Raw genomic sequence first — 14529 nt, 5'->3', positions numbered from 1 at the left:
AAATCAGATACTGGTTTCTCTTTTTTTTGGCATGAAAGTGGAGCTGGAGATTAAAAAAAGTGTTATGAAAAATATATTTATGAGTGTTTTGTTTCTTGTAGGAAGTTTTTCTTTCGCGCAGGAAGCAGGAAAAGCAGGTGAGCTTTTAAAAAACGAGGCTTCAAAAACAGAAATAGAATCTCCGAACGCAAAAAGAACGGAGAGCAGAAACAGCAATAATTCCGGATTCAGAAATCAGAACAGAAATAACAATGGATTCAGAGGTAAAAATCCAAATTACCAATGGAATCAGCAGTACGGATATTCAGAAGTTTTCCTGAGAATTCCTGAACAGGGAATGTTCAGTGTGGAACTGGGAGATCAGTTTATTTCCAATAATTCCGGAAGATTCAGATTTTTTGATCTTCCTTCGGGAAGAATTCCTGTTTCAATTTATGAAAACGGTTATTTATTATACAGAACAACTTTGAATGTAAGAAACAACAGCAGATTGGTTCTTGATTTCTTTACCAATGAAGGATTGTTTTTATTAGATTCATATCCTGTTCAGAACCAGTCTTACGGATTTAATGACTGGAATGATGTCTGGAACAATCCTTACGGAAACTCGGGAGGATGGAATGATAACGTAAATTATCCTAATGTGATGGATAATCAGACGTTTCAGGGATTTATGGCGATGATGAAGGAGAAGGCTTGGTTTGACGATAAAAAAATGATGTTCATCAGTCAACAGGGAAAACATGCCTTGTTTACCTCGAACCAGATCCGTATTTTGGTAAAAGATTTAAGTTTTGATAAAAATAAGATTTCCCTTGCAAAGTCTATGTTTTCAAAATGTGTAGATAAGCATAAATATTTTCTGGTGTATGATGCCTTAGATTTCGAGAGCAGCAAACGGGAAGTGATGGAATTTGTACAAAATTCATAAAAAATAGTTTGAAATTAATATTAATTGATTGTCCGTTTATTAACCTAAAACTTCAACAGGCTCAGCTTGACATCGCTACAAATCAAGCGTTTAGTATTAGAGGTGTCACGCTGAGCTTGTCGAAGTGCCTGTTATAAATAATTGATTTTAATATCAGTGCATAATAATAGGTTGTTTAACGGATATTCAAAATATTAAACTTGTCAAAACTTTTTTATAGTAAAAGATGCAAAAGATTATAACACTTTAGTTGTTTAAGTTGAATACTTAAATGGAAAGAAAGAGCACATAAGTTAAAAAAATCAAAGATTTTTTCTCTTTGCAGACTTTTGAAATACTTTAAAAGAATCGAATAAAGTCTTTTGTCTCTTTTGCGGTTAAATTTAAAATTAGTTTAAACAGCCTTATTTAAAAAATATGAGAGCATTTTTGTTAACTTTTTTTATTTTTATTTCAGGTTACACTTTTAGTCAGAATATCAAGTCAATCAGTAAAACGGTTTCTGAAATCAATAGTACTAAAAATTATCAGATCAAAACCGTTCCTTATTCCTATTTCTTAGAAAAAAACCAGACTTCAGATAACGGAATTGAGCTGAAAGGATTTTATAAAGATAGAAAACTTAAGAAAATAGACCATTTTGTAGGGCTTTCGGCATGGAATATCAGTACACAATATTTTTTTTCAGCAAATGATAGACTGATCTTTGTTTTGACAAAAAAATATCAGATCATTGATGAGAATGGATATATAAAAAATTCTAAATTACTTTCAGAATCAAGATATTATTATACTGATGAAAAACTTGTAAAAATAACAGGTATTGCTCAAAATCCCGATGTAGAAAACAGTTATTTGAAAGAGTCTAAAACCCTGAGAAGAGATTTGGAAGAATATAAATAGGTTAAAGATTTGATTTTCCTTACCTTTGCAGACTAATTTTATCATACATGCAATTCGGAAAAACTCAGACTTTAAAAATTTCAGATAAAAATAATTCGGGATGGATCTTAACAGACGAATCCGGAGAAAAGGCTTTTCTTCCTAAAATTTTCATTCAGGATGATAAGGAAATTGATGACGAAATTGAAGTTTTTGTATATCAGGATGATGGAAAATTAAAGGCAACCACAGAAATTCCTTTGGCAGAAGTAGGAGAGTTTGCCGTAATGAGCTGTGTTCAGAGCCTTCCAAGTGGAGCTTTTATGGATTGGGGAATCATCAAAGATCTGTTTATTCCTTACAAGCAGCAGAAATCTAAGATCATTGAAGGAAAAAGATATCTAGTCTATATTTATGTTGATGAAGATCTGGAACTGATTACCGGAACCACGAAATTCAAAAGAAATCCTCAATATCAGGATCTGCCTTTCCAGAAAGGAGATCGTGTGGATTTAATTATGATGAATGAAAGTGAATTGGGCTGGAATGTAGTAATCAACAAAAAATATATCGGACTCATCTACAATTCGGATGTATTCAAAAAGCTGTATCCGTTGTCTGAAGAATCCGGTTATATCAAAGAAATCCGTGAAGACGGAAAGATTGATGTTTCCTTACAGCCACAAGGTTTTGAAAATATCGATGAGTTTAAAAAGAAAATTTTAGACAGACTTGAAGAAAACTACGGTTTGCTTCATCTTTCAGACAAATCAACTCCCGAAGAAATTAAAGACGAAGTTCAGATGAGTAAAAAGAACTTTAAAAAAGCCATCGGAGGATTGTATAAGGATAAAATTATCGATATTCTGGACGATAAAATTCGATTATTGTAAACAAACGAGCGGGAAATTTTTCCGCTCGTTTGTTTTATTTTTTGTCTTTTAAAAAGTTAATCTGTTCTTTCAGCATCTTAATTTGTTCATCTTTACTTTGGATAACCTTATCATATGTTTCTTTAATATCTTTAATTATATCCTTATAGTCGTTATTAATTACTTCTACATAGCCGTTGCCATTACCTTCATTAGAAAGATTATGGATAGTATTTTTATTATTAATATCCAGAAGATTGGATAAATCTTCATCAAGAATTTCAGAAATTTTCATTAGTCTTTCTACACTTAGTTTAGTCTCTCCTGTTTCTATTTTGCGATATGCAGCCGGAGTTATATTTAATTCATAAGCCATATTTTCAAAAGTATAGCCTTTTTTACTTCTTTGTTGGGCTATTTTCTCAATAATTTTCTCCATTTCCATTGTTTATATTTATTTTTATCAAAAGTATTTCCCTAGCTTACGATTTATATTTAGTTTAGCATATGAAAAACACAAGTGCACAAATGTTTTTTTAGTGTTTTAAAATTATTATTAATAAACAAAAAATCATTTTATGAGAAAGACGTTATTGGCAACTTTATTGATTGCCGGAACAACTTTAGGATTTGCAAAAAATAATGTAGAACCTGAAACTAATGTAAAACTTCAAGATAGTAAAATTGAAGTTAAAGAAACAAAAGAGGTAAAAGAAGAAAATGATGATTCAGCTCGTAAAATCTGCACAACTATTTGGACTTGGACAACAAGTTATCAGGTCACAGGTTTAGACGGAACTACTCAAACGGTAACGGATCTTCATACAGCTCAAACAACCAATTGGTGTGGAGATAATAGCCCAAGAACAACATTTGTTTCTGGACAGCCATAATATTATTAATCTAAGTAGTGTGTATTAAGCTAATACACACTATTTTAAATAGAATTCTTAAATATGAAATTTATAATTAAATTAATTTTACTATCTGTTCTTTTTTCTAACGGATTAGTTTATTCTCAACGTTTACAAGTTGAGTATGAAAAATATGACCTTACAGATGGTAGTAACATTAATATGTCTAACGAATTCAATGAGAAGGTAAGACAAATACGTAAAACTCCCCAAAAATATTTTTTGTATTATAAAGATGGAAATTCTTTTTTTAAATCTATTCCTCGCAATTCATTTACTCATAACGCAGGTGATATAAAAAAAGATGAGAGTACAACGTTACATAATAGAGAAGTTTTCAAAGATGTCGAATTAAAAATTTATCATAATAAAAATGAAAATGGAAATTATAGTTATCATAATTTTCAAAATATTAATGAAGAATTTTATGGATATAAAGACACGAAATTTACGAAAATCGAGTATAAGGATGATATAATGAATATTGATAATTATGTCTGTAAATTAGTTGAAGTAAGCTTTGATTCTATAACAAATTTTAAAGTTTGGTATACCGAGGCTATTCCTATTTCTGCCGGACCTTTTTCTTTTAATAATTTTCCAGGTTTAGTTTTAAGAGTGGAAACAGATAGTTATAAGATAACGGCAATTAAGATTAGTAATGATGCAAAGGAATCGGAAGTAGAAACAATGAACAACAAGCTCAAAGTATTTAAGAATGAAGATTATGATAAAAAATTGAGAGAGGTCAGAGAAGAAAGTAGTAAACCTACTTTTGAAGAAATAAAGCTTTAATATAATGCAAAGGTTTTTATACTTATATATTATATTTCTAATAAATTTTTCAGTCATACAGGCTCAAACTATTCACGTAAAAATAAAAGATAATACAAATAAACCACCTGAAAATATTAATGTACAATTATTTGAGAATAATAAAATAATAGATTTTAAAAAAACAGATTATACAGGACAATGCACCTTTCAAGTATCTGAAAAAGGTTTTTTTTCTTTAAAATTTACTTCTGTTTTTTATAAAACAAAAACTGTTGAAATCAATACTTCAGAACAATCTAGTTTTGAAATAGAATTGGAAGCACAAATTACTGAAATAAAAGAAGTAGAAATAAAATCTCGTCCAAAAGTAGTTACAGCAAAAGAAGATACTATTGTTTTTAACCTAAAAGCGGTAAGAGATGGAACTGAGCGTACGACAGAAGATCTTATAAAGAAATTACCAGGTTTAGACATTACTGAAAATGGAAAAGTAACATATAAAGGAACTACAATAGGACAGGTTCTAGTAGAAGGTAATGAGTTTTTTGGTAAAAACCATAAAATTGCGACTCAAAATATTTCGGCTAATATGTTGGATGGGATTGATTTGTGGCAAAATTATAATACAATTAATGGAAACCGTTCAACAGCTCTTAATTTAAAATTAAAGCAAGAATATAAGGGAAAAATAACGGGTAATATCGAAACTAATTTTGGTATAAAAAATTCATATTTGGCACATGGTAATTTATTCAGGTTTGGAAAGCTCGGAAATTTAGCCCTTATCGCTGATTTCAATAATATAGCTAAAGATCCGATTAGTTATATGGATTTTTATGAAATGAATTCTCAGGAAAGTCTAGATGACACACCAAATAATTCTGTTGAAATAGAAATTCCTACATTTCTCAATAATGATGGTAAAGTAAAATCAAAAAATAATCAATTTGGGGCATTACAGTATTCCAAATCAAAAAAAGATTTTAGTATTACTGCTTTTTCTATTTTTAATAATGCTCAATTAGAAAAATTTTCTACTTCTAAAAGAAGTTCTTTTGAAGGGGAATCACAAGCTTTTAACTTTTCAGAACAGCGAATAGAAAATAATAAAGGTTTTTTAGGAACTACGCAGATTAAAATGAAAAAAAGTTTATCGGATGGGAGTTTCTTTTATTATACTTTTGGTTATAATCCTACAAAGGATCATTTTAATCAAAGCATAGATAGATATTCTACTGATTGGAATTTTTATAGAATTGATAACTCTGTAAATAATGATAATTTTAGTAATTTTTTTTCTTGGAACAAACAATTAGATAAATCAAAAATCATATTATCATTTAATCAGTTTAATGAAAAATATTTAGGAGATTTGCATTTACTTTCTAACAATAATTTGTTCTTATCTAATACTAATAATCTATTTCAAAGATATGATGTTACTTCAAATAAATACTCATTAGATTTTCATTTAAAAAATAAAAATAAGTTTATTAATTTTAATATTCATTCAGGTTTTTCATTTAGAAAAGATAATTCTGAACTACTAAACTTTGTTTTTAGAACAGTAGAAAACAAAATGAAAGTATATCATTATCTGAATGATCTGAATTTATATAAAGAACTTGGGAAATTTGATATATCAGGTTCGTTAAGTTCCCATTTTGTAAATATAAATGAAACTGATAAACATTATTTTGAAAAAAATATAAGAATAAAATTTAATCCCAAATCTGTTATCAATACGGAATTTGGTCTAGAATACAATTCAAAATATACACTCCCAAATTTAAGGCTGCTTCAATCTGAACCAATTTATACAAAAGAGCTAACGTATTATCAAAATAGAGATATTACAACAGAATTGTTATGCAAGACAGATACTTATAAATTTACATGGAATAGATTTAATATGGAAAAGGGTAATTTATTATTCCTTTTACTATCGTATGAAAAAGCAAAACCAATATTTACGTCTAATGTATCGAATTTTGAAGCATTCTCAAAAATAGAAAATGTTATTGGTAAAAATAGAGAAAGACTTTTTTATATACTTTCAAGCGAATATAAATTGCATAGACAGCTTTCTCTTAAATCAAAATTTACAGGATCACTTAATAAGACAGATAATTATATTAACAGTAACATAAACACATCTACGATTTACAATTTCGAGTTAACTCAAAAATTATCTACAAATTTTAGAAATAAACCAATGCAATTTGATTTAGGATACACTTTTACTGAAGGTGTTTTCAAACAAAGTTTTTACAGTACTACTTCCAGTCAAAATAATATAAGACTATTTTTAGGAATTAGGGCTAATGTAAAAAAAGAGTGGGTTGGAAATATATTAAGTGAATATCTCATACAGAAAACTGAACAAAATACTCTTCACAATTTTTTAATTGGCGGTCAAGTTTCGTATAGAAAAGAGAATTCAAACTTTGAATACAATTTGCAATTTAATAATATATTAAATCTTAATTCCTTTCAATATATAAATGGATATACGAGCCAGTTAGGAATAGAGGAAGCATCAATTACAGCTCTACACGGTTATATTACAGGCGGTTTGAAATATAATTTCTAACTTACTATTTTATAATGTTTTTAACTATTCTAATGCACGTAGTATATAGACTGATGTTTTAAGCAAATGTTTACATTCCTTTAGAAACTCATTAGATTCAAAAAGCATTAATAAAAACATTTAAAAGGTGTTCGTTGTCACAAAATGTGACAACGAACACCTTTTAAATATAAAAAAAGACTCTTTTAATATTAAAACAGATACTAAAAGAGTCAAATTGTCATATTTTTTATTAATGGCTATTCCTTTTTAGGATTAATTTTATTTCCTTTTTTGCTAAACCTTTGGCTTAAATCCTCATATATAGGTTTAGCGGTGTTTACTCCTTTAGATGCAGCTTCTTTTACTGTACCATAATACATCATGGAAGCTACAAGTGCTTCACTTCCGGCAAGCATAATGGTATCATCTAGATCAGAAGCTAATTGTTCGGCAAGATTTGCTAAAGGTTTAAGTCCTGTAACCACCATTTCGTCTTTCAGAAATTCAACTTTATCCATATAGGAAGGTGCAAATTCCGGATTCGTATTGATGTAGGTTTTTACTTTTTGTACCGTTGCAATTGTTTTATCGCCCATTTTAAAAAGTGCTTTTCTTTCATCATTAGTAAGACCTTGAAGAAAAGGAGCTAATAAAGTTTTACATTCTTGAAGCTTTTGGTTTACATCGTCTAATACATTTTGAGGAATTTCTACGCTGATTTGATTATTTGTGCTCATTTTAAAAATTTTATTCTAAAATAATCATAAAACTAATTGTACAGTAAAATTTGATATTCTTTTATCTTATGTTAAATTCTTTGTATTTAAAATATGATGCAAATCATACAAAATTGTTTAATAATTTTGTTTAACAATTTTGTCAAAAGTAAAATTTGATTTACATTTGCACAAATTTGTTTAACAAAAATGTCAAATCAAGCAAAAAAAGACCAAACACAGGAATTAATTAAAGACACAGCAAAGAATTTATTCTTTGTGAAAGGTAAGTTTGACGCTACTACTCAGGAAATTGCAGATGAAGCCGGTGTCAACAGAACGCTTATCAACTATTATTTCCGCTCAAGAGATAACCTCATCCAGATTATTTTTGATGAAGCTCATAAAGTGGAAAAAGAAAAATCTGAAATCATCATGAATTCTGATCTTCCTCTGAAAGAAAAGATCAGCCAGTTCATAGAAGGAAGTTTATCTACAAGTCTTCAGTATCCTTATCTGGAAACCTACATCGTTTCGCAGATCAACAAAGGAAACTGTCATAAAAAAGATATTGAAAAAGATGAACTTGATCGCTTGTACAGAGATATAGAAGCCGAAATGGAATTAGGAAATATTGAAAAAATGAAACCCATACAGTTTGTTTTAAATATGGTTTCGCTTTTGGTTTTTCCGAGTGCAGTAAGACCTCTTTTTATGGAAAATTTAATGATCAGCGATAAAGAGTTTGATAAAATTATTTCCGAAAGAAAAGAAATCATATTAAATATGTTATTCAAAAACTAAAAAAGAGTTAAAGTATTTTAAGAATTCATTCGTCATTCGGAATAATATCATTTACCAGAATAATTACATTAAAAAAAATAAACGAAGTATAATATTATGAAAAAACGTGTAACTGCAAACAAGCTAAAAGTAGGAATAGCGGCTGCATTTATAATGTTCGGTTTTTCATGGGTGTCTGCACAGCAACAGGTTTCCTTACAGGAAGCTATTAAACAGGCACTTCAGAATAAAGCGGAAGCCAAAAAGGCAGCTTTACAGATCAAAAAAGCCGAATATAAGATTGATGAGGCAAAAGCAGGAGCTTTACCACAGATTTCCGCAACAGCAGGTCTTACCTACAATCCCATCATTCAGGAGTCCCTTCTTGAGTTTGGAGGAGAAAAAATCAGAGCACAGTTCGGTCAGCCGTGGAACTCTACCGCTTCGGTACAGCTTCAGCAGGCAATTTTCGATCAGAGAGTTTTCACCGGACTGAAAGCGGCAAAATCCACCAGAGAATTTTATGTGCTTAATGCACAGCTTACCAACGAACAGATCATTGAAAACGTAGCATCCGCTTATTATCAGGTTTTTGTTCAGGAAGAAAATCTTAAAACCGTAGAAGCAAGCTATGCGAATACGGAAAAAGTAAGAAATGTAATTAAAAGTCTGGTAGATAACGGTTTGGCAAAATCTATTGATCTGGACAGAACCAATGTTCAGCTTACCAACATCGGATCAAACAAACAGACGTTAATTAATTCTGTGCAGTTGGCTAAAAACGCACTGAAGTTCTACATGGGAGTTCCGATTGAATCTGATATCGAACTTGAAGAAAAAACAATTGAGCCAAAACCGGAACTGGTTTCAGGAAATTTAAACCTTGACAACCGTACCGAAATCAAAGTTTTAAACAAAAACAGAGAACTTCTGGTATTCAACAAGAAAGCGACGGAAGCGTATCTTTATCCTACAGTAAGTCTGGTTGCCAATTACGGTTGGGGTGCAAACGGAGCAAAATTTCCATTAACCAACGGACTTAAAAATGGTGTGCTTTGGAGCGATTACTCTGCAATTGGATTAAATGTTAATATCCCGATTTTCACCGGAGGAGCTACAAAAGCAAAGATCAATCAGGCAGAAATCGATATTCAGGATCTTGATCTGGATATACAGAATACACAGTTAAGTCTGAATTTAGATTATAAAAATGCCATTACCAACATAGAAAATGCTTTAATTAATATTGAAAGCATGAAAGACAACGTAGGATTGGCAGAAAGAGTTCAGAAAAATACACAATCCAATTACCAGTACGGTTTAGCAACACTTACAGAAGTTCTGGATGCAGAAAATGCATTAACGCAGGCAAAACAGAATTACGCTAATGCTTTGTTGGATTACAAACAGGCTGAAATCAAGCTAATTAAAGCAAAAGGAGAATTAAATACACTACAAAACCCGTAATAAACTATGAAAAAAACTTTAATATATATCATCGTAGCAGCCGTACTGGTTGGTTTGGCAGCTTACAAGATTGCCGGAAATAAAGAAAAGCAGACGCAGGAAGTAAAAGAAGTTGCAAAGCAGGTAGATAAGATCAATGTAAACGTGGTAACGGTTTCCAGAGAAAATATTGATACAGATTACAGTGCAAACGGAACATTTATCCCGAAGCAGGAAATGAACCAGTCTTCTGAAATTTCAGGACGCGTGGTAAGCGTTCTGGTAAAAGAAGGTTCAAGAGTGGGAGCAGGACAGGTTTTGGCAACCATTAAAAGAGATGCCATTGAAGTAGATGTTACTCAGGCTCAGAATAATTTGCAGAATGCTATTGCGGACAACCAGCGTTACGAAAATGCGTTCAAAACAGGAGGGGTTACCAAACAACAGCTTGATAATTCAAGATTACAGCTTAAAAACGCTCAGGCTGCGCTAAGAGCTCAAGGCGTAAAAGTAAACGATACAAGCATTCGTGCAGGAATCAGCGGAACCATCAATAAAAAAATGGTAGAGCCGGGAATGGTAGTTGCTCCGGGGACAGGACTTTTCGAAATCGTAAACATCAACAGCTTAAAACTTTCAGTTTTGGTTGATGAAAGCCAGATCGGGAAAATTCAGTTAGGACAGGAAGTTCCGATTAAAGTAAACGTTCTACCCGAAGATTCATTCGTGGGAAGAATTACATTTATCGCCCCTAAAAGTGATGCTTCTTTAAATTTCCCTGTTGAAATTGAAGTTCAGAACAGAGGAAACCTGAAAGCCGGGATGTATGCAACAGCAACATTTAAAACAAACAACGGCGCAGAAACACAGAATATGTTAACGGTTCCTGCAGAAGCATTTGTAAACGGAGTAAGTTCCGGACAATTATTTGTTGTACAGAATGGCGTTGCAAAACTCATCAAAGTAACCGTTGGAAAAGTATATGGCGATAAAGTTCAGGTTTTAAGCGGACTGAATGGCGGAGAACAGGTGGTTACCAGCGGACAGATCAATCTGGATAACGGATCTAAAGTAAATATCGTAAAGTAGAAGATTTATGAAGTTAGCAGAAATATCGATAAAAAGACCTTCGTTGGTAATCGTACTGTTTACGATTCTTACGTTGGGAGGTATCCTGAGTTACACACTCATGGGATACGAATTGATTCCGAAGTTTGAAACCAATATGGTAACCATTTCTACGGTATATCCGGGAGCTTCCCCTGCAGAGGTGGAAACATCTGTTACCCGAAAAATTGAAGACGCCGTTGGTTCTTTGGAAAATGTGAAGAAAGTAGAATCTTCTTCCTATGAAAGTTTATCCGTAATTATGGTTCAGTTGAATGACGGAGCCGATGTAGATTATGCATTGAATGATGCCCAGAGAAAGGTAAACGCCATTCTGGCAGACCTTCCGGATGATGTAGATGCACCGTCTCTTAATAAATTCTCTCTGGATGATTTGCCGATCATCACGATGAGTATTTCATCAGACAAATTAAATAATAAGGATCTTTACGACCTTTTAGATAAAAAAATTGAGCCGATTTTCTCCCGTGTAAACGGTGTTGCTCAGGTTGACCTTGTAGGTGGACAGGAAAGAGAAATTCAGGTGAATCTTGACGAGAAAAAACTGCAGGGTTACGGACTTTCCATCGGAGATGTTCAGCAGGCAATTCTTTCTTCAAACTTAGATTTCCCTACAGGTAGTCTGAAAACCAGAACCTCAAAATCTACCATCAGATTATCCGGAAAGTATAAATCTGTAGCAGAAATGAACAATCTTGTGGTTTCCAATAAAAACGGAGCACAGGTTCGTTTGTCTGATATTGCTACGGTTTTCGATTCTCAGAAAGATGTGGAGAAAGTAGCGAGATTCAACCAGTTTCCTACCATCTTAATGCAGGTTAAAAAACAATCTGATGCCAATGCGGTTGCAGTATCTGAAAGTGTTCAGAAAACCATTGAAACCGTTCAGGAAGCGTACAAAGTTCAGGGTATAAAAGTGAAAGTGGTAAACGATACTACCGACTTTACCCTTGAATCTGCGAACCACGTAATTTTCGATTTATTCTTAGCGATTATTCTGGTGGCAATTGTAATGTTATTATTCCTTCACAGCATCAGAAATGCCTTCATCGTAATGGTTTCCATTCCGGCTTCATTGGTGGCAACGTTCATCGGAATGAACTTAATGGGATATACGCTTAACTTAATGAGTTTACTGGGGCTTTCTCTGGTGGTAGGTATTCTTGTGGATGACGCGATCGTTGTACTGGAAAACATTTACCGTCATATGGAGATGGGAAAAAGCAAAATCAGGGCAGCCTACGACGGAGCTTCGGAGATCGGATTTACCGTTGCAGCGATTACTTTGGTAATTGTGGTAGTATTCTTACCAATTGCCATGAGTTCAGGTTTGGTAGCCAACATTCTGGCTCAGTTCTGTGTCACGGTAGTTATTGCGACATTGCTTTCATTATTGGCTTCATTTACCATTATTCCATGGTTGTCTTCAAGATTTGGTAAGCTTGAGCATTTAACAGGAAAAAACTGGTTCGAAAAATTCATCCTTTGGTTTGAAGGTTTAATCGAGAAATTCACTCATTGGATCACAGGAATTCTGGAATGGTGTTTAAAAACGACATTAAGAAGAATTTCTACGGTAGTGATTACATTTATCGTTCTGATTTCTTCTTTCATGTTGGTGGCATTCGGATTCATCGGAGGAGAATTCTTCCCGCCGATCGACAGAGGACAGTTCCTTGTTCAGATGGAATTACCGAAAGATGCAACCGTTGAAAAAACCAATCAACTGACTTTAGATGTTGAGCGATTTTTAAGAAATGACAAAGATGTTGTAGATTTAATTACAACAGTAGGACAGCAGTCAACCGGTTTTGGGGGAGCTCAGGCGACAACCTATCAGTCGGAAGTTCAGGTAAACCTAACGGATAAATCCGAACGTTCTGAAAGTACGAACATTAAAGCTGCGAAAATAAAAAGAGCTTTAGAAGAAAAATTTACTGGAGTAGAATTTAAAACTGCCCCAATCGGAATCATGGGTGCTGAAAATGCGCCGATTGAAATGGTGGTAACCGCTCCGGATAATGCAACAGCCGTAAAAGAAGCAACAAGAATCTTAGAATTGCTGAAAAAAGTTCCGGGAGCAGTAGATGCAGAATTATCTACCGATTCAGGAAACCCTGAAGTTCAGGTAAATATCGACAGAGATAAAATGGCTTCTTTAGGCTTGAATCTTTCCAGTGTAGGACAGACGATGCAGACGGCATTCAACGGAAATACAGACGGAAAATTCAGAGCAGGAGAATATGAATATGACATCAACATCCGTTTCGGAGATGCGAACAGACAGTCTATTGATGATGTTAAAAACTTAATGTTTACAAATCCTCAGGGACAGCAGGTACGTCTTAGTCAGTTTGCTGAGGTTAAAATGGGATCAGGACCGAGTTTGCTTGAGCGTAGAGATAAATCACCTTCTGTAAAAGTAAGAGCTAAAGCAGTAGGTAGACCTGTAGGAGACGTTGCCAACGAATGGGCAAAACAGTTCATGGACAGCAAGAGCAAACCTGTAGGAGTAGATTACATCTGGAGTGGAGATATGGAAAACCAGCAGGAAGGTTTCGGTACGTTGGGAATCGCTTTATTGGCGGCTATTGTATTGGTTTACCTTGTAATGGTTTCATTGTATGATAGTTTTGTGTATCCTTTCGTGGTATTATTCTCAATTCCTCTGGCGATGATCGGGGTAATGGTAATTCTTGCCTTAACAGCAAATTCACTGAATATCTTTACGATGTTAGGGATGATTATGTTGATTGGTCTGGTTGCGAAGAATGCGATTTTGATCGTTGACTTTGCCAATGCCAGAAAAGCAGCAGGATCTAATACACACGACGCTTTGGTACAGGCGAATCATGCCCGTCTTCGTCCGATCCTTATGACAACGATTGCGATGATCTTCGGGATGTTGCCGATCGCATTGGCAACAGGAGCAGGAGCGGAGATGAACAAAGGTTTGGCATGGGTAGTTATCGGTGGTTTAACATCGTCTCTATTCCTTACCTTAATTATTGTACCGGTAGTTTACTCTTTATTTGATTCAATTCTTAGAAGAATGGGTAAACATGAAAAAGTAGATTATGAAGCTGAAATGAAAGCCGATTATGAGCACAGAGAACTAAGTGAAGACGGTTTTACTCCAAAACATTTAGACTAATATAACACCTTAATTAACCGAAAACCGTATCAGCAATGATGCGGTTTTTTTATGTCATTGCGAACAGACTGAAGACCTGCAAACTTAGTTCTGAAGAAACGAAGCAATATTAAAAAAGAAAAGAAACATGATTGCTCATTTGCTGAGTAAAACGCCTTTGCGACCGAAAAGTATGTTCAAGAATTTAAAAAAGACTAGCGACCCTTTTGCGTTAAAATTAAAATTTAATCAAAAGTTTATTTAAACTAATTTTAAATGTAACCGCAAAAGAGACAAAAGACTTTGTTGAGTTTATTTAAAGTATTTCAAAAGTCTGCAAAGAGAAAAATCTTTGATTTTTTAACTTATGTG

General features: G+C 33.1%; 12 protein-coding genes. 10 read left to right on the top strand and 2 right to left on the bottom strand.

Annotated elements, in window-relative coordinates; genetic code table 11:
- Positions 1-64 precede the first annotated feature (64 nt).
- The 3 genes from H6W53_RS02455 (at position 65) to H6W53_RS02445 (ending at position 2706) form a co-directional block, all read left to right on the top strand.
- The gene (locus tag H6W53_RS02455) at positions 65-931 is read left to right on the top strand and encodes a DUF4476 domain-containing protein (RefSeq protein WP_185204724.1); all 867 of its coding nucleotides are present in this window, start codon (positions 65-67) and stop codon (positions 929-931) included.
- A gap of 417 nt (positions 932-1348) precedes the next feature.
- Entirely contained in the window at positions 1349-1834 is a 486-nt protein-coding gene (locus H6W53_RS02450; protein ID WP_185204723.1) for a hypothetical protein, read from the top strand.
- A gap of 47 nt (positions 1835-1881) precedes the next feature.
- Complete coding sequence (locus H6W53_RS02445) at positions 1882-2706, top strand: S1 RNA-binding domain-containing protein (RefSeq protein ID WP_108411391.1); 825 nt, start codon at positions 1882-1884, stop codon at positions 2704-2706.
- Positions 2707-2740: 34 nt separating this feature from the next.
- Here H6W53_RS02445 and H6W53_RS02440 read toward each other — a convergent pair whose 3' ends face one another.
- Complete coding sequence (locus H6W53_RS02440) at positions 2741-3124, bottom strand: helix-turn-helix domain-containing protein (RefSeq protein WP_228408235.1); 384 nt, start codon at positions 3122-3124, stop codon at positions 2741-2743.
- Positions 3125-3263: 139 nt separating this feature from the next.
- Between H6W53_RS02440 and H6W53_RS02435 the strand changes: the two genes are divergently transcribed.
- The 3 genes from H6W53_RS02435 to H6W53_RS02425 all read left to right on the top strand — a co-directional run bounded on the left by H6W53_RS02435 (position 3264) and on the right by H6W53_RS02425 (position 6969).
- Positions 3264-3578: a hypothetical protein gene (locus H6W53_RS02435; RefSeq protein ID WP_185204722.1), complete on the top strand. Its 315-nt coding sequence runs from the start codon at positions 3264-3266 to the stop codon at positions 3576-3578.
- Between the two features lie 63 nt (positions 3579-3641).
- On the top strand, positions 3642-4394 hold the full coding sequence (locus H6W53_RS02430) for a GLPGLI family protein (protein WP_116548106.1): 753 nt from the start codon (positions 3642-3644) through the stop codon (positions 4392-4394).
- Positions 4395-4398: 4 nt separating this feature from the next.
- A complete protein-coding gene (locus H6W53_RS02425; protein ID WP_185204721.1) occupies positions 4399-6969 on the top strand; it encodes a hypothetical protein in 2571 nt (856 codons plus the stop codon).
- Positions 6970-7208: 239 nt separating this feature from the next.
- On the opposite strand, the gene H6W53_RS02420 is transcribed toward H6W53_RS02425, so the two are convergent.
- Positions 7209-7688, bottom strand: coding sequence for a hypothetical protein (locus H6W53_RS02420; protein WP_116547733.1), 480 nt, complete (start codon positions 7686-7688; stop codon positions 7209-7211).
- 189 nt (positions 7689-7877) lie between these two features.
- Here H6W53_RS02420 and H6W53_RS02415 point away from each other — a divergent pair, with 189 nt between their 5' ends.
- The 4 genes from H6W53_RS02415 (at position 7878) to H6W53_RS02400 (ending at position 14178) form a co-directional block, all read left to right on the top strand.
- Positions 7878-8471, top strand: coding sequence for a TetR/AcrR family transcriptional regulator (locus tag H6W53_RS02415; RefSeq protein WP_185204720.1), 594 nt, complete (start codon positions 7878-7880; stop codon positions 8469-8471).
- Positions 8472-8564: 93 nt separating this feature from the next.
- Positions 8565-9917 carry a TolC family protein gene (locus tag H6W53_RS02410; protein ID WP_185204939.1) on the top strand — a complete coding sequence of 451 codons (1353 nt, stop codon included), beginning with the start codon at positions 8565-8567 and terminating at the stop codon, positions 9915-9917.
- A gap of 6 nt (positions 9918-9923) precedes the next feature.
- Entirely contained in the window at positions 9924-10985 is a 1062-nt protein-coding gene (locus H6W53_RS02405; RefSeq protein WP_087710491.1) for an efflux RND transporter periplasmic adaptor subunit, read from the top strand.
- Positions 10986-10992: 7 nt separating this feature from the next.
- Positions 10993-14178: an efflux RND transporter permease subunit gene (locus tag H6W53_RS02400; protein ID WP_185204719.1), complete on the top strand. Its 3186-nt coding sequence runs from the start codon at positions 10993-10995 to the stop codon at positions 14176-14178.
- Positions 14179-14529: the final 351 nt, after the last annotated feature.

This window comes from Chryseobacterium sp. C3, assembly GCF_014218905.1.
Classification (GTDB): Bacteria; Bacteroidota; Bacteroidia; order Flavobacteriales; family Weeksellaceae; genus Chryseobacterium; species Chryseobacterium mucoviscidosis.
This window is presented reverse-complemented; position numbering and strand designations above follow the sequence as displayed.